Annotated in this window: 18 protein-coding genes; 14 read left to right on the top strand and 4 right to left on the bottom strand. The window is 51.1% G+C overall.

What is annotated here, in order from left to right; translation table 11 throughout:
* The first annotated feature begins 81 nt into the window (after positions 1–81).
* The 3 genes from LAT75_RS02095 to LAT75_RS02085 all read left to right on the top strand — a co-directional run bounded on the left by LAT75_RS02095 (position 82) and on the right by LAT75_RS02085 (position 2,562).
* On the top strand, positions 82–1,731 hold the full coding sequence (locus LAT75_RS02095) for a CTP synthase (RefSeq protein ID WP_291480963.1): 1,650 nt from the start codon (positions 82–84) through the stop codon (positions 1,729–1,731).
* Positions 1,732–1,750: 19 nt separating this feature from the next.
* Positions 1,751–2,248, top strand: a complete 498-nt coding sequence (locus tag LAT75_RS02090) for an NUDIX hydrolase (RefSeq protein ID WP_291480962.1) — start codon at positions 1,751–1,753, stop codon at positions 2,246–2,248.
* 74 nt (positions 2,249–2,322) lie between these two features.
* A complete protein-coding gene (locus tag LAT75_RS02085) occupies positions 2,323–2,562 on the top strand; it encodes a hypothetical protein (RefSeq protein WP_291480961.1) in 240 nt (79 codons plus the stop codon).
* Between the two features lie 9 nt (positions 2,563–2,571).
* On the opposite strand, the gene LAT75_RS02080 is transcribed toward LAT75_RS02085, so the two are convergent.
* Positions 2,572–3,045 (bottom strand): GNAT family N-acetyltransferase, encoded by a 474-nt coding sequence (locus tag LAT75_RS02080; RefSeq protein WP_291480960.1) that lies wholly within the window; start codon positions 3,043–3,045, stop codon positions 2,572–2,574.
* 98 nt (positions 3,046–3,143) lie between these two features.
* On the opposite strand from LAT75_RS02080, the gene LAT75_RS02075 reads away from it, so the two are divergent.
* The 11 genes from LAT75_RS02075 to LAT75_RS02025 all read left to right on the top strand — a co-directional run bounded on the left by LAT75_RS02075 (position 3,144) and on the right by LAT75_RS02025 (position 16,031).
* The gene (locus tag LAT75_RS02075; RefSeq protein WP_291480959.1) at positions 3,144–4,826 is read left to right on the top strand and encodes an NAD+ synthase; all 1,683 of its coding nucleotides are present in this window, start codon (positions 3,144–3,146) and stop codon (positions 4,824–4,826) included.
* Between the two features lie 142 nt (positions 4,827–4,968).
* On the top strand, positions 4,969–6,960 hold the full coding sequence (locus tag LAT75_RS02070; protein ID WP_291480958.1) for a LysM peptidoglycan-binding domain-containing protein: 1,992 nt from the start codon (positions 4,969–4,971) through the stop codon (positions 6,958–6,960).
* Positions 6,961–6,965: 5 nt separating this feature from the next.
* The gene (locus LAT75_RS02065; RefSeq protein WP_291480957.1) at positions 6,966–8,603 is read left to right on the top strand and encodes a S41 family peptidase; all 1,638 of its coding nucleotides are present in this window, start codon (positions 6,966–6,968) and stop codon (positions 8,601–8,603) included.
* Positions 8,603–9,445, top strand: a complete 843-nt coding sequence (locus tag LAT75_RS02060) for a PHP domain-containing protein (protein ID WP_291480956.1) — start codon at positions 8,603–8,605, stop codon at positions 9,443–9,445. Before LAT75_RS02065 ends, LAT75_RS02060 begins: the two co-directional genes overlap by 1 nt.
* A gap of 105 nt (positions 9,446–9,550) precedes the next feature.
* Positions 9,551–10,027: a 6,7-dimethyl-8-ribityllumazine synthase gene (gene ribE, locus LAT75_RS02055; protein WP_291480955.1), complete on the top strand. Its 477-nt coding sequence runs from the start codon at positions 9,551–9,553 to the stop codon at positions 10,025–10,027.
* A 160-nt stretch (positions 10,028–10,187) separates the two neighbouring features.
* Positions 10,188–11,009 (top strand): isoprenyl transferase, encoded by an 822-nt coding sequence (locus LAT75_RS02050; RefSeq protein ID WP_291480954.1) that lies wholly within the window; start codon positions 10,188–10,190, stop codon positions 11,007–11,009.
* Between the two features lie 99 nt (positions 11,010–11,108).
* Positions 11,109–13,589: an outer membrane protein assembly factor BamA gene (gene bamA / locus LAT75_RS02045; RefSeq protein ID WP_291480953.1), complete on the top strand. Its 2,481-nt coding sequence runs from the start codon at positions 11,109–11,111 to the stop codon at positions 13,587–13,589.
* A gap of 110 nt (positions 13,590–13,699) precedes the next feature.
* Positions 13,700–14,206, top strand: coding sequence for an OmpH family outer membrane protein (locus LAT75_RS02040; protein ID WP_291480952.1), 507 nt, complete (start codon positions 13,700–13,702; stop codon positions 14,204–14,206).
* Between the two features lie 61 nt (positions 14,207–14,267).
* A complete protein-coding gene (locus LAT75_RS02035; RefSeq protein WP_291480951.1) occupies positions 14,268–14,792 on the top strand; it encodes an OmpH family outer membrane protein in 525 nt (174 codons plus the stop codon).
* 22 nt (positions 14,793–14,814) lie between these two features.
* The gene (locus LAT75_RS02030; RefSeq protein WP_291480950.1) at positions 14,815–15,366 is read left to right on the top strand and encodes an OmpH family outer membrane protein; all 552 of its coding nucleotides are present in this window, start codon (positions 14,815–14,817) and stop codon (positions 15,364–15,366) included.
* A gap of 176 nt (positions 15,367–15,542) precedes the next feature.
* Positions 15,543–16,031 carry a hypothetical protein gene (locus tag LAT75_RS02025; RefSeq protein WP_291480949.1) on the top strand — a complete coding sequence of 163 codons (489 nt, stop codon included), beginning with the start codon at positions 15,543–15,545 and terminating at the stop codon, positions 16,029–16,031.
* 349 nt (positions 16,032–16,380) lie between these two features.
* On the opposite strand, the gene LAT75_RS02020 is transcribed toward LAT75_RS02025, so the two are convergent.
* The 3 genes from LAT75_RS02020 to LAT75_RS02010 are packed head-to-tail and all read right to left on the bottom strand — an operon-like array spanning position 16,381 to position 25,085.
* Positions 16,381–21,126, bottom strand: a complete 4,746-nt coding sequence (locus tag LAT75_RS02020; protein ID WP_291480948.1) for a PKD domain-containing protein — start codon at positions 21,124–21,126, stop codon at positions 16,381–16,383.
* A 54-nt stretch (positions 21,127–21,180) separates the two neighbouring features.
* Complete coding sequence (locus LAT75_RS02015) at positions 21,181–22,983, bottom strand: FecR domain-containing protein (protein WP_291480947.1); 1,803 nt, start codon at positions 22,981–22,983, stop codon at positions 21,181–21,183.
* Complete coding sequence (locus LAT75_RS02010; protein WP_291480946.1) at positions 22,983–25,085, bottom strand: HAMP domain-containing sensor histidine kinase; 2,103 nt, start codon at positions 25,083–25,085, stop codon at positions 22,983–22,985. Before LAT75_RS02010 ends, LAT75_RS02015 begins: the two co-directional genes overlap by 1 nt.
* Between the last annotated feature and the right edge of the window lie 189 nt (positions 25,086–25,274).

Genomic DNA, 25,274 nt, shown 5'->3' with positions numbered 1-25,274 from the left:
AATTCCTTATCTTCCGCCTTTTTTGCCGAACTTCATCCTTCTATTCTATTCTATTCTATCCTATCCTGATCCTCATTTCCAATGGCAACCAAATATATTATTGTAACAGGCGGGGTAACCTCTTCGCTGGGTAAGGGAATTATCTGTGCGTCGCTGGGCAAGCTGCTCGAGGCAAGGGGGCTGCGGGTTACGGTCCAAAAGCTGGACCCCTATATTAACGTTGACCCCGGAACCATGAATCCGTATGAGCATGGTGAGGTTTTTGTGACGGACGACGGAGCCGAAACCGATCTGGATCTCGGCCATTACGAGCGCTTTCTGGGCATCCGCACCTCACAGCAAAACAACGTGACTACAGGCCGCATCTATTATGATGTGATCATGAAAGAACGCAGCGGGGCGTATCTCGGCAAAACCGTACAGGTTGTGCCACACATCACCGATGAAATTAAGTCGCGGGTGCTTGCTCTCGGCGAACAGGGCAATTACGATGTGGTGATTGTTGAAGTAGGCGGCACTGTGGGCGATATCGAAGGCCTGCCTTACATTGAAGCCATGCGGCAACTCCGTTTCGATATCGGCAAGCGGAACACCCTGTCAATTCATCTCACGCTTGTGCCTTACCTGAAGGCTGCCGGAGAGCTAAAAACCAAGCCGACACAGCACTCCGTTAAGACCATCTATGAAATCGGGCTTCAGCCAGACATTTTGGTCTGTCGCGCTGAGGTGCCGCTCGATGCCGGTATTCGTGCTAAAATTGCGCAGTTTTGTAATGTAGATGTGGCTGATGTTATTGCCTCTATCGATGCCGAATCAATCTATGAAGTGCCGCTGATGATGCTGGAAGAGGGCCTCGACCGGCAGGTAATTGATAAACTTGACCTTAAATGTGCCGAAACCCCGGAGCTCGACCGCTGGAAAGCTTTTGTGAATGCGGTGAAGTATCCGCGAAAAACGGTGAATGTTGGCCTCGTCGGCAAATATGTGGAGCACCATGATGCCTACATTTCCATCGTTGAATCTCTGATCCATGCCGGTGCGGTAAATGATGCGAAAGTGAAGCTACACTGGATTCAGAGCGATGAGGTGACTCCCGAGAACGTCCATAAAAAACTCGACGGGCTGCACGCTATACTGGTCGCTCCCGGTTTTGGTCCGCGCGGAGTCGCCGGGAAACTCACGGCCGTTCAGTTTGCCCGTGAGCAGAAAGTGCCATTCTTTGGGATCTGCCTGGGCATGCAATGCGCCGTAGCTGAGTTTGCCCGTAACGTTTGTGGTATGGAAATGGCCAACAGTACCGAATTTGATGAAAAAACGCCCTGGCCGGTAATCGACATCATGGAAGACCAGCGCAACCAGCGGGAAACCGGCGGTACCATGCGTCTGGGGCTGTTCGGCTGCGCCCTCAAGGAAGGAAGTTTTGCGGCTGCCGCTTACGGTACGGAGCTGATTCAGGAGCGACACCGGCACCGCTATGAACTCAATAACAACTATCGTGAGCAGCTCGAGCAGGCCGGTATGCGCATGGCAGGTGTGAATCCCGACCGTAACCTTGTTGAAATTGTTGAGGTAGCCGATCACCCGTGGTTTGTTGGGGTGCAGTTCCACCCGGAGCTGAAAAGCAAAGTTGTTGAGCCGCAGCCGCTGTTCGTACATTTTGTGAAGGCTGCCCTAACGTACAAAGAAAGTCAGGCCGCTGCACAGCCGCAACCCAAGGAAGCTAAGGACTGATGACCCCAGCCGGTAAAGCATGAGTGAGACTGCCAATCCGTTTGAGGGCCGCCTGAGGGCTCGTGCCTGTGGCCTTGTGGTACAGCAGGGGCGACTGCTGCTGGTAAAAATAAACTCCCCGACGCGGGCTGAGCCGTTTTGGATGCCTCCCGGAGGCGGAATTTCTTTTCGGGAGGAAGCAGAAGCAGCTGTAGAACGCGAACTCCTTGAAGAAACCGGACTTACTGTGCGGGCCGCAGAACCCGTTTTTATCTCTGAATACATCAGCGGGCGCTGGCACGCCCTGGAGTTTTATTTCCGGTGCACCCTGCTTTCCGGGAAGATTAAACTGGGGCATGACCCCGAAATGTCGCCTTCAAAGCAAATGCTGCAAGATATCGGCTGGTTTAGCCCGGATGAAATTTCACAAATGCCCGTCTTTCCGGTTTTTGTGAAAGAAGCGGCCCGATCCCTAACCGCAAACGGGGTGCTGCCGCTGCGCTTCATCAAACAGCAGCCGCACACAAGCAGCAGCTGATGTTCAGGGCTGTGGGCACATCCCCCCGAAAATAAAACAATCCCTGCGCCGCCTTAATCCATTAAATCGAACCAATGAAAACCCTTGGAACCATCCCGCATCCGCAGATGCTCATTACAATATTTATGTGGAACAACCGCTACCTGATCAAATTTGAGGCCGGTCCGTACGAGCAGACCTTCAAGATCGACGCAACCATGGCAAGTGACCCGGAAGCGGTGAAAGCTCTTGTAGATGACGACTTCTGCGGGAAAGTGGTGCAGCGTTTCATGGATATGAACGCCGATTTTGGTACCCTTTTGCAAAAACTCTGAATCCGCAGCTTAGGGCTGCAAGTCAAGGCTCAGGGTTATCTGATAATCGTTGTACCGTGCATTGTAGCCAGCGTAGGTGACCTTAAACCCATAGTTTAAGCCTAAGATGAGCATGCCGGGGTTCATGTTCGGGAAAGTATCGTAGGTAAACACCTGAAAACGGGCTTCACGGGCAATTTCAATCATTTCGTACATCATAGCGTCGGCGAGTTTCTGCCGGCGGTACTCGGGCAGCACGCCGCCTTTTGCGGAGTAGAATTCACCCTCTTTCCGGCCGTAGCCAATTTTGAACCCAATCGGGATATCTTGAATAAAAGCACCTAAAACGACCATAAAAGGATGCGTTTTATGATTAATGATGCGTTTCTCGCGGAATATTTCGAAGTTAAGCGCAGAAAGGCGGTCAAGTTCATGCCGGGGCAGCCGCTCGATACGAACGTGCTCCGGAAAGTTGTTTTTATACGGGAATCTGGATGCAGACATACCTGTTCAGGAGTGCGGATCGGGTTCGTTAACGGTTTTGAAAACAGAAGTGCAAACACATAATCGCAAAGATACTCAACTAAATCGCTACTGAGAATATGAAAATCAGACTTGCTCAGCTCAACCCAACCATTGGTGATATACGTGGCAATGTGGCGCAAATGCGGGTAGCCTATAAGCAGGCCGCGGCCGACGGAATTGACCTGATCGTATATCCCGAGCTGTGCGTTTGCGGGTACCCGCCCCTGGATTTGCTGGAGCGCCGTGATTTTATTACCACCATTGAGCAGCAGGTACGGGCTTTTGTATCTGAAACGGGAGATACCGGGGCCATATTCGGCACGCCGGTGCGTAATTCGGGCAAAGCCGGCCGGCCTCTGTATAATGCAGCGATTCTGGCACAAAGCGGCAGCGTACTGCAAACAGCCCGAAAAAGCCTGTTGCCAACCTACGATGTGTTTGACGAATTCCGCTACTTCGAGCCGGAAACAAGCCGTAAAACGGTGCTCTTTAATGGCATAAGGCTTGGAATCACTATCTGCGAAGACATCTGGAACAATGAAAATGAAGTAATCTACCATGTATATGACATCAACCCTGCCGAAGAGCTGAAGCTGGATGGGGCAGAGGTGCTCATTAATATTTCGGCCTCCCCCTTCACCCAGAAGAAACCGGAGTTGCGCGCCGGCATGCTCCAAAACCACGCAAGAGACCTTGGTTTGCCGCTCATTTATGTGAATCAGGTCGGAGCCAATACCGAGCTCATTTTTGACGGCGACAGCATGGCGCTTAACCCAGACGGCAGCATAATGGCGCGGCCCCCGCTGTTTGAGCACACAACAGCTGATGTGCAGCTCGAACAAACTTCAGCCGGCTGGCAGCTTAAAGGCAGCCCTGCAGAAACCACACTGCCGGGCAAACCCGAGCGTCTGTTCCGCGCACTGGTTCTTGGTTTGCGCGATTATCTGGGTAAAACCGCTTTCGGGAAACAGGTGGTACTCGGCCTTAGCGGCGGCATCGATTCCGCCCTGGTAAGCGTGATTGCAGCAGAGGCGCTTGGTCCCGAAAATGTGATGGCCATTACGATGCCATCAGCGTTTTCTTCTTTAGGAAGTGTAGATGATTCAAGAATACTGGCCAAAAATCTGGGAATCCGGTTTGAGCAGATAGCCATCAAACCGCTGTACGATGGTTATCTTGAAGCTCTCGCACCTCTGTTTGAGGGAACTGATTTTGGGGTAGCGGAAGAAAATCTGCAAAGCAGAAGCCGGGGGGTATTGCTTATGGCAGTTTCCAACAAATTCGGGCACATGCTGCTCAATACGGGCAATAAATCAGAGATGGCGGTGGGCTATTGCACACTCTACGGCGATATGGCCGGCGGGCTTTCAGTGCTTTCTGATGTGTACAAAACCGAGGTTTTTGAGATGTGCCGCTGGCTTAACGATAGCTGGTACGGCCGGGAAGTAATCCCAAATGCGATTATCACCAAGCCGCCAAGCGCAGAACTGCGTCCTGATCAGAAAGACACCGATTCACTGCCGGAGTACGATTTGCTCGACGATATTCTGTTCCGGTACATCGAACTACAGCATAGCCGGGAACAAATTACCGAGGCTTTGGGCGAAGCTCAGGCCGAAACCGTACGCCGCATACTCCGCCTCGTTGACCTGAACGAATACAAGCGCCGGCAGGCAGCACCCGGGCTGCGGGTGAGCGCCAAGGCTTTTGGCAGCGGCCGCAGACTGCCGATTGTGCAGCAGTGGACCTCGCAGCGCTGAACCACTTACGGATGTTTTTTAAGTTTTAATGCAAACAGAGCCGTAATTTCTTCGCCAAATAGGCTTCCTTTCATTATATTGCGGACTTAATCTTGAGCAACACCAATCACTTTCATCACAAAAATTAGGTTTAGACGCTTACATGCTCAAAAAAATAATGCTCACCGGTGCCCTTGCCGGTATGTTTGTGCTTCCCGCACAGGCGCAGCAACCAACGCTCAATATGCCGCTACCGGAAATTGAGCTTCCTTTTCTGAATCCGATTGAACTGCAGGGCAGCCGCGTATGGAGCCCGGTTTCTTTGCAGTCTGATCCGCTAAACAGAGAGATGCTGCAAAGAATAGCCGACATTAACCGCCTTAATTTTATGGCGATGGAGGCTCAGGTAGATGAAGATCTGCTCAGCGCAGAAGATTACATCACGCAGGCCGTAGAGGCGCTTCAAAGCCTGATGAACGAGCACCCTGAAGTGCAGAGTAACCGCCGTTTTAACGAAACATTCCGTTCCGTTATGGCTGAATACCACGAATTTTATGGTATGAGCGGCCCCGTGCTGAGCGTGGAAGGCGACATTTTTGAAGTCCGCGACGATTTGTTCTCACAGGATGAATGGTTCGACGGAAGCTATTTTGCCATGCCTCCCGGCTTCGATGACCGCAATTTTGAAGTGCCGCTTATTATTAACACGCAGGTGAATAATCAGATCCATTTTCTCACAGAGCGCCGCCCGGAGATTATGGAGCGCTGGCTGGAGCGGTCAACCTATTATTTCCCGATGATGAAGCGGATTTTCGAGGAAGAAGGCGTACCCGAGGAGCTTATTCACCTCTCTATGATCGAAAGCGGCCTCGTACCGGTTGCGCGCTCACGTGCACGTGCCGTTGGGCTGTGGCAGTTCATGCAGGCTACCGGTGCAGCTTACGGCCTTGAGGTAAACTGGTGGATTGATGAGCGGCGTGACCCCGAAAAATCAACCCGTGCGGCTGCGCGCCATTTGCGCGACCTGCACCGCACCTGGAACGGCGACTGGCACCTGGCCATTGCCGGCTACAATATTAGCCCGCGAGGGCTTCGCCGGGCTATAAATCTTTCCGGCGGCGTGCGCGACTACTGGACCATCTACCCCCACCTGCCCCGCGAAACACGCGGTTACGTACCCGGTTTTATTGCCGCAGCGCTGGTAGCCATGAACCATCAGGATTTTGGTTTCGAAACTCCCGTAACTACGCGGGTGTACGAATATGATGTTGTAGAAATTGAAGGCTCTGTTGAGCTTAGTATTCTGGCTGATTTTGCAGGCATTACCACTCAGGAACTGCGTAACCTGAACCCTGAGCTGCTCCGGTTTGCAACACCGCCTGGTGCCCGGCCTTATCCTCTTAAAATTCCGAAAGGAAGCCGCGATATGTTTCTGGCTGAATATCAGAACATGCCGGAAACCAAACGTCAGACCCTTGTTGTTCACTCGGTTCGCAGCGGTGAAACACTGGGTGCTATCGCAAGCCGCTACGGAATAAGTGTAAGGGCGCTTTACGGTGCCAACGATAACCTCACTTCCCTTATACACCCCGGTCAGGAAATCGTGATTCCGGTACCCGGCGGCACAAATGTGGCCATATCCCCGAATAATCCGTCGAACGCCCGCGAAGCCAGAACACTTACCGCAAGTGCCGGCTCGGCTGCTTCGCCGGCTTCAGCCCCGGCCCCGGCCGGAACTGTACGGGTTAGTTACACGGTCCGCTCAGGCGATACCGTTGGCCATATCGCGGAGTGGTACAACACACAGGCCTGGCGCATCCGCTCCTGGAACAACATTGGCAACACCATCCGCGTTGGTCAGCGGCTGAACATTTATGTTCCTGCCAATCAGCAGGACTATTTCTCGCGGGTTACCGAAATGAGCCGGCAGCAAAAAAGCCAGATGATGGCTGAACGCCGAACTGCCGGCATCCCGCAAAATCAGGTTGCAGCAGCATCGGGGCAAACCGTAAGTTACACGGTGCGCCGCAACGATAACCTGCACAATATTGCAAGGGCACACGGAACAACTGTAAATGCCATTATGCAACAAAATAATCTCCGAAATTCAACCATACGTCCCGGACAGACCCTACAGATTCCGGTTGCACGTTAATTTTTATGATGTTATCAAAACCTAAAAAGGCCGCGATTCTTGTAATCGCGGCCGTTCTTTTTGCAGGATTTGCCACCGCAAGCGATACTTTCTTCCAGATCAGGAAAAATTTCGCCATCTTCAGTGAGGTAATTCAGGAGGTAAATGAATTATATGTAGTGGAGGTCGATCCGGAACGTACCATCAGGCGTGGCATTAACGCCATGCTTGAAACACTCGACCCCTACACGGTTTTGATAGATGAATCCCAAACGCAGGATATCGATTTAATCAGCACAGGCAGTTATGCCGGAATTGGCATTGAAGTAGGTGCCCGCGGAGGTGAGCTCGTGATAATTGCCCCTGTTGAAGGGTATTCAGCGCATCGCAAAGGGGTTCGTGCGGGTGATGTGATTGTTTCGGTGAACGGCATTCCTGCTTCGGAGCTTACCCCTGACGATCTCACCCTGCAGATGCGGGGGCAAATCGGAAGCACGGTTGATCTTGTTGTACGCCGTTTCGGCATTGCAGACGAACTCAGCTTTACCCTCGAACGTGAGCGCATTGAAGTGCGCAACATAGACTGGTACGGCATGGCTGACGAACAGGCGGGTATAGCCTACATTATGCTCTCCCGCTTCGGGCAGAATGCAGGCAGTGAAATGCGTCGTGCCATAGAAGAAATGGAACAGTCGCATACCATTAACAGCCTTATCTTAGACCTTCGAAACAACCCCGGAGGCCTGTTAATTGAGGCCGTTCGTGTAGCTGATCTTTTCCTGCCGGCAGGCGAGCCTGTTGTACACACCCGCGGGCGTGCTGCACAGACCAGGCAGCTCTACAGTACAAGCAATCCGTCTTTTTTTGGGGATAGGCCTGTTGTAGTGCTTCAGAACGGGGGCAGTGCAAGTTCATCAGAAATTGTTTCCGGTGCCCTTCAGGATCATGACAGGGCAGTAATTATGGGTGAACGCAGCTTCGGAAAAGGCCTGGTGCAGATTATCAGACCTATTTCGTACGGGCTTGCATTAAAAATTACCACCTCAAAATACTTCATCCCAAGCGGCCGCTACATTCAGTCGGTAGATTATAACGGTGAAGCCGATGCCGGGTTACCGCAGCATTTTGAAACAGCCGGCGGCCGCAGAGTTGTGCAGCGTACCGGTATTGAACCGGATATCGTGCTCGAAAAGCCTGCCGAAACCATGCTCGAAGTAGAGCTGCACCGCGGAAGTCATTATTTTTATTTTGCAAATCAGTTTATGGCCGATGATCCGCAAATGCCTGTGCCGGGTGTTAATGATGAAGCGCTTATTCAGGCTTTCAGAGATTACTTAAGTAATGCAGCGTTCAGTTATACAACACGGGCACAGCGAAGGCTAACTGATCTCCGCGATCAGCTCATCCAGGATTACGGGGATGCGGCCGGGCCATTTGCAGGAACACTTGAAGATCTTGAATCAGATCTTGAGCAATTACGGTTAAAGGAAATTGATGAAGTACGCGATACCATCCTTCGGGAAATTTATCTGGAGCTGAGTGCCCGCATTGAAGGTTCAAATATGCGAAAGCAAACAAGTGTGAGCCTTGATGCGTTGGTTTCGGAAGCAATTGCACTGCTCGGAGAACCTGAACAATATGCTCAAATTCTGTCCGCCCCCTGATGCCAAAACAGCCCAAAGCCGACCTTCATTTACATACTACGGCATCTGACGGGAAATGCACGCCGGTTTCTGTGATCAATAAAGCGGAAACGGAAGGCCTTTATGCCGTTGCCATAACAGATCACGATACATTTGACGGCTTTGAAGCAGCCCGGCAACGGGGCGCTGAAATAGGGATTGGGGTACTTCCGGGCATGGAAATTACCTGTGATTTCAGAGATCGGGAAATTCATGTTTTAGCTTACGGATTTGATACCCGCAACGAGGATCTCATAAAGTTTGTAAGCCGGCAGAAACTGCGCCGCCACAAGCGTGCCAGGAAAATGGTCGAAAACCTGAACAGCCTTGGTTTTGACCTTACCATGGAAGAGGTACTGGCTGAATCTGGTACGCTAAATATCAGCCGGAATCACCTTGCACAGCTAATGGTGAGCAAAGGCTATCTCGCTCAAAAAAGGCTTGTTTTTGCCAAATATCTGGGAAACCACGCGCCTGCCTACCATAAAACAGAATATGATACGGTTGATCGTGTTATCCGGCTGATCGCTGATGCGGGCGGGGTAACAATTGTTGCCCACCCCGGAACTACTTACAGCGATAATGAACTCAAAGAACTCATCGATGCCGGAGTAAACGGTTTTGAATGTGTGCATCCGAGTCACAGCTGGGATCTTCAAAAAAAATACCTTCAATTGTGCGATTCCGCGAAACTGCTGAAAACAGGGGGGAGTGATTTTCACGGGTATGAAGGCTCGCGGCACACCTGGTTCGGAACGGTTAATATCGACAAAAGCTGGGTAGATGAGCTCCTGAAGCATTGCAAAAACGGCACCCTGAATTGAAAAGCCCGGCGCTGCGGCTAATGCCTGATTTCACTAACTTAGAGGAGCAGACGCGGCATAAACCAAATCTGCTTCATTATTTCAAACAACAGCAATCAGAAAACTATGGCAATCAAAGAAATTGAAGGCAAACTCAATTTTAATGAAGGAAATGTGGGAATATTGGTTTCCCGCTGGAATCATTTTATCACTGACCGGCTCCGTGACGGTGCCGTTCACAGCCTGAAAAAACATGGGTACAGTGACGAGCAAATCACCATTGTTTACTGCCCCGGCTCATATGAAATTCCGCTTGCTGCGCAAAAAATGGCAGAGACCGGAAAGTTTGATGCCATTGTGGCCATTGGTGTAGTAATTCGCGGTGCAACTGCACACTTTGATTTCGTAGCCGGTGCGGCTAACAGTGGCGTATTAAGTGTAAATCACAGCAGTGGCATCCCGGTGATATTTGGCGTGCTTACAACTGACACGATCGAACAGGCCATAGAACGAGCCGGAACAAAAGCCGGCAACAAAGGGGAAGAAGCTGCAATGGCCGCAATTGAAATGATGTCATTACTCAGACAGATTAATGAGCTTTAAGAATATGCCGGCCAGTATATTAGGCAAACCGGTTAAATTACCGGTTTGCTGCCGTTCATAGCTGTAAAGAACCCGAAACGGTATATGCAAAGGCAGATTGGTACAGCAATTTGTTTATTCGTATTTTAACCCACTTAGGCTTAAATCAGATCTGACCATTTTGGAAAAAATTGCACTAACCAACAAAAAGCAGTCAAAAGAAGATGTTCTTCAGCAACGGCTGCTTAAAGAAAGGGGGGAAATCCCCGAACATATTGCTGTAATCATGGATGGCAACGGGCGCTGGGCCAAAGAGCGTAACCGTTTGCGTATTCAGGGTCATAAAGCCGGGGTAGAATCGGTACGGGACGTCGTAGAATGCTGCGCCCAACTCGGTGTAGGGCACCTTACCCTATATGCCTTTTCTACAGAAAACTGGCGCCGGCCCAAGGCAGAGGTTAGTGCACTTATGAAGCTGCTCATCCAAACAATCCGGAATGAGACACTCAGCCTCAATAAAAATGACATTCGTCTGAATGCCATCGGCGAGCTGAACCGGCTGCCCGCAATTTGCCTCAAAGAGCTTAAGGAAGGCATGGAGATGACCAAAGACAACACCCGTATGGTTATCACCCTGGCTCTCAGCTACTCCGGGCGCTGGGATATCGGCAATGCCGTTAAATCTATTAGTGAGCAGGTGAAGCAAGGGGTGCTTAATGTGGATAACATTAATGATGAGTTAATTTCCAGGCACCTGTCAACACGGGATATGCCTGACCCTGACTTGCTTATCCGCACTGGTGGTGAGTTTCGGATCAGTAACTTTCTGCTCTGGCAAAGCGCATACACGGAACTGTATATTTCGCAAAAATACTGGCCTGATTTCCGCCGTAATGATGTGTACACTGCTATTGAAACCTACCAAAACCGCGAACGTCGTTTTGGAATGATTTCTGAACAATTACCGCAAGGCCAAAAAGAAAAGGCCGCATCATCCGTTTAAACTTTCATCAGTAAGCCAGTTCATGTGTTCTGACGGCTTTTAAAGCCTGATTTACCATTTTCTTACCCACAAAAATTTCCTTCGATCAAGCCAACCAACGTGCAGAATTTTTTTCGAATAACGTTTGCAACTGTACTTTTTACCGGACTGTTTCTATCAGCCTTTGCAGGCAGCGTGCTCTCACAGGATACGCCGCCGGTAATCACAAATCCACTGGATGTATCACCGCGGGTTTTCACTATTTCACAGATAGACGTAACCGGCGCTGAAACCCGTACCGAATCTATGATTCTGGCAACAGCGGGCCTTCGTGCAGGCGAGCAGGTAGCCATTCCGGGCCCGGCCCTTGGTGAGGCAATACAACGGCTCTTCCGAACAGGTTTGTTCTCCGATGTTCAGATATACCAGATTTCCCGAACCGGCAGTCAGGTACACCTGGAAATCGAAGTGCGGGAACAGCCCAGGCTCGACCGTTTTGAAGTAACGGGGCCAAGACGCTCACACCGGCGCGATTTACGCGACCTGATCCCTATGGTTCCGGGTTTTGCAGTCACCGAATCATCTAAAGCGCAGGCCGTAAACGCTATCATGCGCTATTACCGCGAGCGCGGATACCGAAATACTGAAGTAGTAATTGTGGAGCGTGATCGCGACGAAGTCCGCAACAGGGTAACCCTTGAGTTTCAGGTCGATCCCGGGCGCCGCATTCAGATTCACGAAATCACTTTTGAAGGGAATGAATCTTTCTCAGACCGTAAACTCCGCGGAGAACTTAAAGAAATAAAACGTACCAATATCTGGCGTACGCTCACCCGGCAGACCTTCGACCGAAGCAGTTTTTCTGAAGCGCAGAGTAACCTGATAAATTTTTATCAGAAGAATGGCTTTCGTGACGTTCGCATATCCGAAGATTCCGTATTTGTTTTTGAACGCAGGCCCGGCAGGGAAGCAATCGGCGTATTTATGCGAATTGAAGAAGGCCCGCAATACAGGGTCAGAAATGTGATCTTCGAAGGCAATACCATTTATACCGAAGAAGAACTGATTGCCTCCCTTGCTTTTGAAAAAGGGGATGTATTTGATCAGGAACGCTTCGAGCAGAACATGTACGGCAACCGCCGCAATAACGATATTACTGCCTTATACCACGATATCGGACACCTCTTCCTGGATATTGATATTGATTTGAGGGATGTGCCCGGTGATTCGCTGGATATTTTCATCGGCCTTGTAGAAAATGATATCGCAACCATAAACCGGGTTGAATTTTTTGGCAACACCAAGACCAACGATCATGTGGTGCGGCGTAACCTGCGAAATGTGCCCGGCGGTAACTACAGCCGGTCTGCCATTCAGCGCACGGTGCGTGAACTTGCTCAGCTTGGCTATTTTGTGCCGGAAAATATTATGCCTGATCTCGATGTGGATTTCGATAACCGTAAGGTAAATGTGATTTACAGCCTCGATGAATCAGCTGGCTCAGACAATTTCGAGCTTTCAGGTGGTTTTGGCGGCCGTCAGTTTGGGGTAATCTTATCAGCAAGGGTTAATTTCAACAACTTTTCTGCCCGTAATATCCTCAATGGCGAATCATGGCGGCCGTTGCCAAGCGGCGACGGACAGCGCCTCTCACTCGGGGTACAGCTAACCGGCCGGGGCTACCGCAGCTATAACTTCAGTTTTCAGGAACCCTGGCTTTTTGGTCAGCCGAATTCACTCGGTTTCGGGACAAATTACAGCTACTTCCGCTTCTCTAACGTGAGTGGTCAAAATGAGCGTTATGAGCAATTCAGCAGTTTTGTTACGCTGGGACGCAGACTCACATTCCCGGATGACTTTTTCACGCAGGTTACAACACTTCGTTTTCAGATGTTCGATTCCGCCTTCCCGCGGGGCCTCATTGAGCCGGGGCGTTCCAAGAGTCTCTCGCTTCGGGTCGGTCTGAACCGAAACTCCCTCGATAACCCGATTTCGCCAAACAGCGGCTCAACTTTCGATATTGGTATCGAAATGGCAGCGCCGCTCGCCGGGATGGATCAGTATTATCTGGCGGATCTTAGCTTTACACAGCATGTGCCCATCGTAGGCAGGCTGGTAGCATCAACAGGTTTTGAGTATGGCTATTTGGGATGGTTTAACAACTCGGACAGAAGTCAGTATCAGCGCTTTTATCTGGGTGGTACACTACTTCAGCAGCAGCAGACGTTCTACCAGAACAATATAGAGCTGCGCGGCTTCCCCGGTGGCCGAAACGGTTCTATTTCACCTTATCAGAACGGTGAGCCAATTGGGGGCAGCATCTACTCTAAATACATTGCTGAGCTGCGTTACCCGGCTGTATCTTCTGATCAGATCACCCTGGTTCCTTATCTGTTCTTTGAAGCAGGTAACTCTTATATCGATTTCAATGATTTTGATCCCTTCCGCGTTAAGCGCGCGGTTGGTGTAGGTACACGCGTGTTTCTTCCAATTCTTGGCCTCATCGATCTAAGCTACGGCTACCGCCTCGACGGAATTCCGGGCACAACTGTGAATTCCGGGCAATGGGAATTCCTGTTTAACATTGGTTCGCCATTTTGATGAAACCAGCTGTAGCCAGCTTAAAATCGTAAACTTAACAAAAGTCTGAAATGCGAATTGTGAAATCATATTTGCCGATAGCGCTGTTTTTGATGATACTCATAATCGCTGTGCCTGCATTTCACCCTGTTCAGGCGCAGAATCAAAAAATAGGCTTTTTGGATTCAGACTTCATCCTCAGCAAAATCCCTGAGTATGAAGGTATTGAACAGCGGCTAAGGCAGCTCACAGAAACATGGCGTAATGAAATTACCGAGCTCGACCGCGAAATCGAGCAGCTGCAACAGGATTTTGAAGCCCGTGAAATTCTTTTCACCCCCGAAGTAAGGCGTGAAAGACAGCAGGAAATAGACAGTAAAAAGCGGGAGCGGGAGCGTTTTGTGAATCAGCGCTTTGGCCCTGAAGGCGATTACCTGCGCCAGCAGCGCGAACTTCTCCGCCCGATTCAGCGACAGATTGCAGAAGCAGCAAGCCGTGTAGCCGAGCGCGACGGATTCGACTTTGTTTTTGACCGCAGCGGCGATTACGTTTTTTTCTATACCAGACCGCAGTGGGATGTCAGCATTGATGTACTGCTCGAGCTTGGCATTCAGGTTGACGAAGACGTTAGGCCGTAAACAAGCAGCACCTCAAGACCTTCAATAAGAAGCAGCATACTAATCCTAAACGAAAAACCGCATGAAAAGAATCATACTTGTGTCCGTATTGATGCTCGTTCTGGGGGTCAGTCAGCTCGTTGCGCAGCAGCGCATCGGCTATGCTGAACCGCAGCGTATTCTGGATAACATCCCGGAGCGCGATCAGATTGAAGCACAGTTGGAAGAGTTCTACAATGAGTGGGAGCAGGATTACAACCGGCTCTATGAGCGTTACAGCGAAGACCTTTTTCTTTTTGAGGAGAGCCGTAATCAGCTTTCACAAGCTCAGGTTAATCAGGAAGAAGCACGTTTGTCTGAAATGGTTGAAGAACTCACCTTAATGCAGCAGGAGTTTGGCGTAATGTTTGAACAACGCCGGGCTGAGTTACTTGTTCCTATCGTGGAGCGCATCAACCGGGCTATCGAAACAGTTGCACAGCAAAGAGGCCTCGACTACGTTTTTCAGTCTGAAACCAGCAATTCCGAACCCATTTTCTTCATTATCAGGGGTAACCCGCACTCGGTTAATATTACTGATGAAGTAATTGCCAGTATGAACCGCTAACTCCTAAATCTTCTCTTATATCATGAAAAAAGCTTCAACTTTCTTTTTTGCACTTGTTCTTGTTTTTGGTTTTTCGGCCTTTAACTTATCTGCTCAGGCTCAGGATCTCAAAATCGGCGTTGTTGATGCCGGCCGTATCCTGATGATGATGCCCGAGCTTGAAAACGTTTCCGATCAGCTCGACGGCTTCACTAACCGCAAGCGCCGTGAATTTGCCCAGCTTGAGGCCGAATTCCTCCAGGCCCGTGAGGAGTTTGAGCAGAAAGTAGCTGTCATTTCCGAAACCGCGCGTCAGGCAGAGCAGGAGCGTCTCTCCGGTCTCGCTATGCGTCTCCAGCAGTTTCAGATGGAATACCAGCAGGAACTCATGGAGCGTCAGGAAAACCTGATTGCACCGCTGCGCAGCCGTATCATGAACACTATTAATGATGTAGCCAATGAGCTTGGTCTCGCTTACGTCATCAATCAGATGGTGAACAATGGTGATATGGTTGTACTGTATGCTTCCGCTGAAATGCGCGAAAACTACGATATCACCAATCGTGTAATGGAGCGCATGAATATTCGCCGCTAAACTCCGGTGAATGGTAATAATTAAAGGCTGCGACTTTTGGGTTTGCAGCCTTTTTTTGTTTTGAATGGGGCTGGTTATAGGCTACCCTTTGCAGAGGTTTGAAATTAAGTTTCGTATTGATTAATCTGAGTTGGTTTTAACGATAACTTAGCTATCATAACCAATGAAAAAATAGATTGATCGGACTTGTACTGATCGTTTTTGTAGTACCTTTCATTTTTGTTGCGTTTCTTGGTGTTCCGTTTAACCCTGTAGAATCAGCATATTACCGGCTGGTTCCCCCCGAAAATCTGAATCGCACCATAAATAATGGTCAGGCCAGACATTACACAACATTCCTCCGCAAAGCCCATGAAACAGAGGGCGATTACACGCTGCCGGAAATTACCCGCGTACCTGACGGCAGTAACGGAGCACACTTTCAGCAGAGTTTTCCGGAAAAGTTTACCAGAGTAGAAGGGCTCACCTTCGTTCATGTAAACGGTAGCGGTTACCGGCTTGGGCCGGGTGAAAGCATACGCGCTGAACCTGGTGATGTGCACTACTTTTTAACGACAGATACGAAACGGCTGTTTTTTCAGGTTCGCATCGAGCCCGGAAGTCAGGGTTTCGAGAAAGCACTTTATGTGCTCTACGGACTTGAGAACGACGGCCTCACAGTATGAGACAGGGCTGCCGCGGTTTATACTTCTTACAGCAGTTTTTCTGGCCTAAAGCGATATCAGAGCACCCTGCTTGCTGCGCCTCGTTAATCCTGTGTTTAATCGCCTCACCGGAAAGGCATAGCGAAAGGGCGTTGAAAGTGAACACATCCATCCATCCGTCCATCCATCCATCCATCCTATCTTGGTGAAGTCTCTGATGATGAAAATTTGGATGAGGTTTCAACCGAAACTGTTGTTCCTTATGAATAAAGTTCTCCGGAAATAATATTTTGTAATCAAAAAAAGGGTTCCTGAAATTATTCAGAAACCCTTTTTTTATAAGACGGCTACTCAACAAGCTTTTCTCTGTTTACAGGGCTTCAACTTCTACCGGAACAACCAGGGGCTGACTGCCAATGATCCCTGTCGATTCGTAAATGACGACCTCAAACAGGTTGGCACCCTGCTGAAGCGGCAGGTGTACGCTTCTGCCGCGGGTTAGCACTTCTGTAGTGCCGCGGTAGCGCCATTCGTAAATGAGGCGGTGTGAGGCGGGCCGGTTTACGGCAGGTGCGGTCACAAGCGTTGTGTTGTTTACCGGGTTATAAGCCACCGCTTCGCGTACTTCAGGCTGCCGGGCTTCAAGTGGTGCAAATACCTGAATTTCACGGTTTTCGGTATGAAGTACCGTACTGCTTCGGGGCATCCAGCCGAGTGTGATTTCCATCGCCGTGCTTGAGGCTGTGCGGTCTGAGAGCGCCGGTGCCAGCCAGGTTTCCGCGGGTTGACCCCCATCCACAAAAACGTATGGCTGCTGAAGACCAGTGATTTCGCGCGTGAGCCTGCTTCCCGAAATGATGCCGGCCGGAACGGACACTCTGAGTGGTTCGGGCATGCGTACGCGGAATGTTTTGGTAACGGAGGCTGCGGAGTTATCAAGACCAAGGCTGTCGTTTTGGATAAGGGTAATCTGATAGTCAGGGCGGTCAGTTTTCAGGTAGTACTCCTCCTGATCAAACTCCTGCCCGTTCACCCTCCAGCTGCTGAAAACACGGTTTCCTGCCGGGTCAGTCGTTACGCCCGGGCGGAGTTCGAGCGTTTCGCCCAGCCAGAGGTATTCAGGCAGGCTGAATCGGGGGGAGGGTGCGGGGTTGATGGTGAGCTGCTTCCGTTTGTTTACGCTGCTGTTTCCAACACCCGCATTATCAGTAAGCTGAAGCCCGATTTCAAAAGTGCCGAATTCATTGACCGGGAGCTGTGCTGTGAGGCCTTCGGCAAAAACTTCGCCATCGATGGTCCAGCTGTAGCTTGTGATGAAACCATCTGAATCGGTGCTGCCCTGTGCTGAAAGCAGGAACGGGCGGTTTTGCATCCATACATCCGGGGTGTTCCAGACGATCTGCGGTGCCTGATTAACCACCATCCTGCGCGTTATGCTGTTGCTTGCACAACCGGCATCGTTGTCGGTATCAATCGTAAGCTCAGCGATGTAGCTGCCGGGAAGGTCGAGGCTCAGTTTCTGTTCCATACCGCTGAGCTCGATGGGTTCGAAGGCATCATCACTCTCAGAGGTGATGCGCCAGCGCGCGTTTATTATGCGGTCTTCGGTTATGGAGCCGCCGGCATCGAGCACCACTTCCGTGCCGGGACTTACCACCGCAGGGATCTCAAACACAGCTTCCGGAGCAGCTACTACATTTACAATGGCGGTCTGCTGACTCATATTCGGGCAGTTTCCGGTTCCGGAGCCTGTAATGGTGAGGGTTACGCGGTAGGTGCCGGGGCGGGTGTACAGGTGCGTAGTGCGTGAACCCACAGCGGTGCTCAGATCGCCGAAGTCCCAGCTGTAGGAGCCTACCATTCCGTTAGGATCGGTACTCTCGGTGCCGTCAAACGTAATCGGACTGTTTGCACATACCGTAATTTCCTGAAAATTAATCTGCGCCTGAGGCGAGCCTTCAATAACAACAGGAAGTTCAGCGATAACAGATTCTTCTGCGATGCCATCATCCAAAAAGACCCTTGCTGTGTAAACCCCGGGCCGGCGGTATCGGTGCACAGGGTTCAGTTCGTTGCTGCTGTTGCCGTCACCAAATTCCCAGCGGGTAGTGAAACTGTCGCCATCAGGGTCGAAACTTCTTGCTGCTGAAAAAACTATCTGCTGATCCGTACAGCTTTCAATCCGTTCATCAATTACGGCAACCGGCGGCCGGTTTACAATGATGGTAATACGCTCCGTGCTGACAGAGTTATCCAGGCCTTCGTTATCATCAACCTGCAGGCTGATTGTGTGAATGCCCGGCTCAGGAGCAGTCCAGGTGAATCGGGCCTGACGTTCCTCGGTGCCGTCGGGGAGAATCCATAGGAAATCGAGTGTGTCGCCGTCAGGGTCGTAGCTGTCTGATGCGTCAAGTACAGTTTGCAGGCTGTTGGTAGTAATTTCATTCTGCGTTACGATGATGGGTTCCATATTGACCCGAATACTGCCTTCTACGGATGATACCGAGTTGGCCAGGCCTTCACCATCATCCGCAAAAAGCGTAAAGAAATAGGTGCCTGATTGCGGGAAGCTGCGCGTAACCTGCTCACCCTCCATCACTTCACCGTCAGAAAATTCCCAGCGGAAACGCAGGCTTTCATTGTCGGGGTCATAGCTGTCAGTGGCATCGAAGAGGGTAACCCGGCCGGGTTCAGTAATTTCGGGGGTGTTGCGCCATGCCGGCACAGGGGCGTGATTTACGCGGATGAGGCCGGAAGTTGTGCTTGTTGCATCCTCAAATGGGGAGTCGTCGCGAACGAGCAGGTTGATTTCGAAAATCCCGGGCTCATCAATGCTGCTGCTAATGCGTGATCCTTCGCCTATGGGTTCGCCGTTTACGGACCAAAACCATTCGCTTACCGTGCCGTCGGCATCAAAACTCTGAGATCCGTCCAGGAGTATTTCATCACCGGGAGCCACAACTTGCGGGAACTCCATTACCGCTACGGGGTTGCTGTTGATGGTTACGGAGTGTTCTGTGTGCTGTACGCTGTTGGAAACATTCTGACCGTCATCAACGGTGAGGCGTACGGTGTAGGTACCGAAAGCCTGATACGCATGGGTGATGCGCTCACCGCTGCCGGTCTGCCCGTCTCCGAAATCCCAGGTCCAGCTTACGATTCCCTGATCAGCATCAACGCTTTCGGAGGCATCGAAATCTACGATAGCCTGATTGGTGTAGTCTGTTGCGGTAATGGCGGGTATGGGTGCACGGTTGATGCGAATTTCACGGGTGATTTGCTGTACTGAGTTTTCCACGCCTTCCCCGTCGTCGGCGGTGAGGGTTATGGTATAGAGGCCGGGCCTGCTGAAGGTGATATCCTGCCGGACCCCGCTGAGTTCGCGCCCGTCCGAGATGTTCCAGGTGTAGCGCAGCGGGTCTCCGTCAGGGTCTGTTGAAGCGGAGGCATCGAGGGTTACGGTTTCACCGGGTGCTTCGATGGTTGGGATAGCAAACAAGGGCACGGGTGCAGCATTCACTTTATACTGCACGGAGGTGGTATAGGTCGCGTTTTGGGTGCCGGTCTGATCGTCGGCGGTAAGCTGAATGGTGTAGGTGCCGGCCTCACGGTGCTGAACCTGAATTTCGCGTCCTTCGGCAGAACCGGCAATTCCGGGCCCGGCCCATCTGAAGGCCAGTTCATTCCCGTCGGGATCGAAATCCTGCCAGGCAGCAATTCGGTTGGGTACATTTTTTGCGATAACCCGGTTGAAGTCTATTTCAGCGTAAGGCTGTGTGTTTACGATAACCGGGAAGTCTTGTATGGTTTCAGTGCAACTTGCATTACGGGCGCTGTCGGTGAGGCGCAGGCGGATGTTGTACGGGCCTGAAACGCTGCTCTGGAATCGGAAGCTGCTGCCCGTACCACGGGGCTCGTCGTTTACGAACCAGCGGAAACTGAAGCTGCCGCCGTCGGGGTCGAAGGAAGATGAAGCATCGAGCAACAGCGCCTCGCCCGGTGAAAGCATCTGCCGGTAGCCTTCTACCTGAATTACGGGCGGAGCGTTTACGAGCAGGCTGCCTTCCCGCACAAGCTGACGGGGTACGTGCCGGCCTTCAACGGGCACGATGAGGGTCCAGGGTGTTTGGCCAAATTCAGAAAAGGTGTGGGTAAAGCGCGGCCCTGAAAAGCGCTGCCGGTCGGTTCTCCATTCGGCGCGGTTCATGTTGAGCACAAAACCACGATAGCCGGCTTCCAGGCCGTACTGCCGGCATTCCCCGGGGAAGGTCAGGATTTCGACCTGAGGTTGCTCAATGGCATCTTCACTGAGGGTTACAAAATCGGTATGAAAGGGGATGATGGCATCCCGACCCGCCAAAACACGGTTATTGATTCGAATTGCCGAACCGGTCATTACCACGGCCCAGCTGTTAGGCAGTTCATAGCGCGTTTGCTGCCAGCTGTTCCATTCGCGGTCGATGGGGTTTGTGCTTCCAAAAGCATCCATCAGAAAAACACGGCTGTCTTCTTGCCCGCTGAGGGTGAACAACGGAGGCGGCCCGTCATTCCAAAGCGGCCTGAACTGAAACCTGTTTTCCGGCGCTGAGCTGATAAGGCCAACCGAAAGGTTTAGGGTGATGAGCTCCCAGTCGGAGGCCCCTTCACCGGTTATGCGGATGCGGAAGTCGTTTACGTCGTTACCGTTGTCGGTTTCAACACGCATGATGAAGCCCTCAGCTGATGCCCGCTGCTCATCAAGGGTAAAAAAAGGCACCCAGCGGTTCAGGTAACGGCTTTCGGTAAAGGTCGTTTCCTCATTGAGGGGCAGGAAACGGCCGCTTGCGGCGCTTTGGCGGATTTCCCGTTCACCTTTTTCGTACAGATTGCGGAAGGGATGCAGGCTGAAAGTTGTGCGGGTATTCGGCTGACCCGCAATTACATCGGCAAAGCCGCCGAGACCGGCATCAAAAATTTCAACGGTGGCCGGCCTTGGGAGGTCAACGCCGGGTGCCGGCCGAAACCAGTAATCGTACTGACCGAGCCGGTCGCCGGAGGTTACGGTTGTGCTTTTTCCGGAAATCGAAAAGTAAACTTCCTGTGCCTGAACGCTGAGCGTGAGCCCTGTAAGCAGCAAGAGCGTAAGTAAGACTGGTTTTTGAAGGTTAAAGCCGCAAAGCATGTGGGTAATTTATCGGATTGGGGTAAACGGATAAGTTCGTTCTGAGATCGTATTTCCGCTATCGCGGTCAACAAAGCGAATCGTGACGGATTCTGCTTCGTCAGGCTCAAACTGAATTGCCCAGTCGCCGTTGTTGCCGGTACGTTGGCGCAAGAGCTGCCCGTTAAGCTGTACTTCTACGTTCATGAAGTGGTAGGCGCTGCCGCGTACCAGCATGCGGGGCATGCGGCGCAGTTCACCGTTCTGAAAAGGTGCTGACCAGTTCAGGTCGAACAGGCGGGGAACATCCACATAGCGGATGGTGCGGCTGAGTTCCCGGCTTAGGCCGGCCGGGTTAGTAACGTTTATGGTTACGCTTAACTCATCACCGGGTAGGTGTACACCGGCACTGAAGCGGCCGTCCCGGTTCACCCGCTGCTGTTCGCCGTTGAGGCGCAGCGTTGTACCGGCTTCAGTTGTACCGCTAATTTCCAGGGAGCGCTCAAAGGTGTAAATCACATCCGGGCGGAAAGGGCTGTCGAGAATGAGCGGTGGAGGGCTTGTACTTTCCACATAGAGCACCTGCAGGGTGCGGCTGTCGATGCCGCGCAAATCGTTGTCATCGAATGCCCGGATGCGCACGTAATTCAGGCCTCTCGGAATGTCTGAAATGGTAACTGCTGGCACCGTTGTGGCCTGGGTGCGTACATTGCCCAGAAAAGTATCGCGCCGGGCAAGGTCGATTTCATACCTGCGGGCCCCGGAAACGGCTGCCCATTGCAGCTCAATCTGATTTAAGTAAATGACGGTATCGGGGCGCGACCAGTTGGTGTTTGGAGCCGGCAGCAGCCGGATTGGTGCGGAAGGCCCCTGACCGCGCCGAACAATGGTGCCTTCGTTTTCGGAGAGCATTACCTCTTCGTTGGAGGCACTCACGAGCACAATGCCGTCGTAATTGGAAAAGGTGGAAATTTCTCCGGAGCGGCTCTCTGCCCAAAAGCTGGAAGAGTTGACCTGACTGCTGCTCGTAGGTGTTTCCAGGTTGAAGGTTGCCTGATTTCGGGCCGCTGCCGAAAGCCGGGTAAGTACCCCTCCGCTTGAGAGCTCGATATCGACCTCAGAGCGGTTGGTGATGCGATCAACAGACGACTTGCGGATTACGGCAGTTGTGCTTGCAGAAAGGGTGATATCGCTGCCGTCCACGAATTCGAGCCTCGCCTGAGATTCTTCACCCGTGCGTATGCCGTCGTCCTGACGGAACAGGTCGCCGGTATCGGCGTCTGCCCAGCGGCCAAGCAGGCCGCTCCTGCTCTGAACGATGTTTTCGCGCTCTTCAAGCCGTGCCTCAACCGACATCAGCCGCCGCTCATCCACAATGGCATCAACTTCTGCGGAAAAAGTTTTTATCCGTGCTGCCATAGTATTTGATTGGGCTATTTCGGCTGCGTTAACCAAGGCCCTGTACCGGTCGAATTTGCTTTCCAGCTGTTCGAGTTCTTCCCGGGCCAAAACGCGGGCTCCGCGGTCGATCAGGCTGGTATAAAGGGTTCGGGATTCCGTTACATTTTCGAAACCGTTACGGAACTCAGCGAGCAGACGAATATCTTCTGAGGTGAGGTAAAAGCGGTTTGTTTGAGGGTTGTAATCAGCCAGGCTGTTCACTACGGGCCAGTTTTGAGGGGAGCCTGCATAGCGTGTAGAAATGGCAGTAATTTCGGAAGCCGGAAAATCTATGCTTCCTGCTGCCTGTCTTGCTTCGGCACAGAGGGCACCGGGCAGCAGCAGCACAAAAACCGCCAGCAACATGCGGGCGGGAGAGGCAGATGTTAACATTATTCTGAAAGATTTTGAATCTTGTAGGGCAGGCGTACCGTGAACCGGCTGCCGATGGCTTCATTGGAATCTACTTCGATGGAGCCGTTGTGTTTTTCAATAATTTCTTTTACATAGGGTAAACCAAGACCCGTGCCCTGAACGGATTTATATTCTTTAATCCGGAAAAATTTCTTGAAGATCTGATCTTTATATTCATCTTTAATTCCGAAACCGTAATCGGTTACCGAAAATACAAGATGCCGTGTTTCCTCAAGGCTGGTTTCGGCAGAAAGCCCTACATCGATGGTACGGTTTTCGGGGCCGTACTTCACTGCATTGGATAGCAGGTTACGAACAACATCGGTCATCAGATCAGGTACAGCGTGGATAGGATCTATGTGTTCGGGAATGATCGTTTTGAATTTTACCTGTTTGTCGCGAAGGGTAGGTTCGAGATCACGGGTAATTTTTACCACAAGGGCGACCATATCAACGGGCTCAGCTTCACCCTGAATGCCGCCGCTCTCCAGCTTGGCAACCTGCAGGAAGCGCTGCACAATGCCGAACAGATCGGTCGCGCTGTCGTCAATAATTTTGTAGAATTCTTTCCGGTCGTCTTCACCAAGCTCTTCATTACGGAGTATGGTTATCAGCCCCTGAATGCCAGTAATCGGGTTTTTGAGCTCATGAACAATAATGTTAATCATCTCATTACGCTTGCGGTCGAGTTCGCGCTCGCTCGTGAGATCATACAGCATAAACTGCCCGCCAAGCGCATCCCCTTTTTCATTATATAGCCTGAGTACCTGTGCCGTGAAATAGTATTCCTTTTCTTCCCCCATGATGAAAGCAATTTCCAGCTGCCGCTTCTGAATTTCAATCGGCGGGTCAGCTTCCTGCCTTGCAAGCCCTTCTTTGAGAACCCGCACGTTTGCGAGCTTAAAAAGTGAGGGGATTTCATCCGGGAGTTCTGTTTCAAGTTCTTCAAAAAGCTGCTTGAAGCGTGCGTTGAAGCTCACAAATTTGTTGTTACCGTCAAAAAAAGCAATCAGATCCGATGAGTGCTCGGTCATGGTCATAATGCGCTGCTGACTCGAGATAATTTTCTCAACATTAATTTCCTGATAGCGATGCAGCCTTTGCCGGATACTTTCCATGGTTTCGGAAACTTCCCGTAATTCCGGCAGGGAAATGGGGGTAAGCGGTTTTTGGAAGTTGAAGCTGCTGAAGGGCTGAAGGTCGGTAATAAAAGTACGCAGCGGTTTGGTAAGCTGTTCAAGCAGAACAAAGGAGGCAATCCAAATGCCGAAAAATGCAGCGAGAAGCAGCCCTAAATTTTGCAGAAAGAGTTTTTCAACGTCGCTTTTGAGGTCGTCGTAGGCGAAGTACAGGGCGTGTTGAGCCTCATAAAGCGGAACCGGGGTTGCGATCATCATGCGGATATCGCCCTGATAGTTTTGCTGCTCAACAATGGTTAGGCGCGATCGCTGCGGCTGAAGGGCCTCCAGGCCGTTAAGGGCCACAAGGGAGTTGTCCTTCAGCCAGATTACAGCTGTGGCAGGAAACCCCAGGTTAAATTTAAACAAGGTGTTATCGAACAATGACGCATCAAAAAAACCTGTCATTAAAAAAAGCTCTCCCCCAAGATCAAGATACCGGCTTAGTACAATGATGCCAAGTTCGGAGAGCCACTGAACTGCGTACTGCGGCTCTTCACCACCTGCCCCCATAGGTTCAATGAAGGGGGCAACCTGATTGAAGCTCAGCCCGGTTGAAGAGGCCTGTGAGCGAAATTCAATGTATTCGCCTGTATCGGCTTCTGTGAGCCGTAAAAGCTCAAGCGCCGGGAAAAGTGCGCTGTAACCCCTGAAAAGCAGCTCTGTTTGGTTAATACTGCCGGTTCGGGTGAGAACCTGCTCGTACTGAAACATCATCTCTATCCAGCTGTTTGTTTCTGATGTCAGGCGGTCGAGCCGTTCTCGCTGATTTTCGGTTATGATGGTTGTGCGCTCATTCAGCAGGGCCTGTTCGTAGGAAGGACGCACAACAAACCAAACAATCGCTGAAATGCTCAGGAAAATGAACAGCAGCAGCAGCAGGAAACGTGTTCTGAGGGGCATAAATCGGGGTACTGTTCTTTCAATAGATGGTAAAATAGCCGGTGCTTTAGGTATTGCACAGGGAAGCTCAAAATTGGGTAAATATACGGTTAAATACTTAATTATGACGGCTATATTAATTGGATAAGCAGGGCTTCTTATAGGGTGTTGTTAATGCAACTAAGTTTCATATATTAGGTTTTTTTTCAC

Source organism: Cyclonatronum sp. (assembly GCF_022565315.1).
In the GTDB taxonomy this organism is placed as follows: Bacteria; Bacteroidota; Rhodothermia; order Balneolales; family Cyclonatronaceae; genus Cyclonatronum.
The sequence above is the reverse complement of the archived record's forward strand: the minus strand, read 5'-3'. Positions and strand labels throughout refer to the sequence as shown.

Bases quoted from the DNA above. Each gene is read 5' to 3' on its own strand.
- LAT75_RS02095 (WP_291480963.1), top strand. From the start codon at position 82: ATGGCAACCAAATATATTATTGTAACAGGCGGGGTAACCTCTTCGCTG.
- LAT75_RS02090 (WP_291480962.1), top strand. From the start codon at position 1,751: ATGAGTGAGACTGCCAATCCGTTTGAGGGCCGCCTGAGGGCTCGTGCC.
- LAT75_RS02085 (WP_291480961.1), top strand. From the start codon at position 2,323: ATGAAAACCCTTGGAACCATCCCGCATCCGCAGATGCTCATTACAATA.
- LAT75_RS02080 (WP_291480960.1), bottom strand. From the start codon at position 3,045: ATGTCTGCATCCAGATTCCCGTATAAAAACAACTTTCCGGAGCACGTT.
- LAT75_RS02075 (WP_291480959.1), top strand. From the start codon at position 3,144: ATGAAAATCAGACTTGCTCAGCTCAACCCAACCATTGGTGATATACGT.
- LAT75_RS02070 (WP_291480958.1), top strand. From the start codon at position 4,969: ATGCTCAAAAAAATAATGCTCACCGGTGCCCTTGCCGGTATGTTTGTG.
- LAT75_RS02065 (WP_291480957.1), top strand. From the start codon at position 6,966: ATGATGTTATCAAAACCTAAAAAGGCCGCGATTCTTGTAATCGCGGCC.
- LAT75_RS02060 (WP_291480956.1), top strand. From the start codon at position 8,603: ATGCCAAAACAGCCCAAAGCCGACCTTCATTTACATACTACGGCATCT.
- ribE (WP_291480955.1), top strand. From the start codon at position 9,551: ATGGCAATCAAAGAAATTGAAGGCAAACTCAATTTTAATGAAGGAAAT.
- LAT75_RS02035 (WP_291480951.1), top strand. From the start codon at position 14,268: ATGAAAAGAATCATACTTGTGTCCGTATTGATGCTCGTTCTGGGGGTC.
- LAT75_RS02030 (WP_291480950.1), top strand. From the start codon at position 14,815: ATGAAAAAAGCTTCAACTTTCTTTTTTGCACTTGTTCTTGTTTTTGGT.
- LAT75_RS02015 (WP_291480947.1), bottom strand. From the start codon at position 22,983: ATGTTAACATCTGCCTCTCCCGCCCGCATGTTGCTGGCGGTTTTTGTG.
- LAT75_RS02010 (WP_291480946.1), bottom strand. From the start codon at position 25,085: ATGCCCCTCAGAACACGTTTCCTGCTGCTGCTGCTGTTCATTTTCCTG.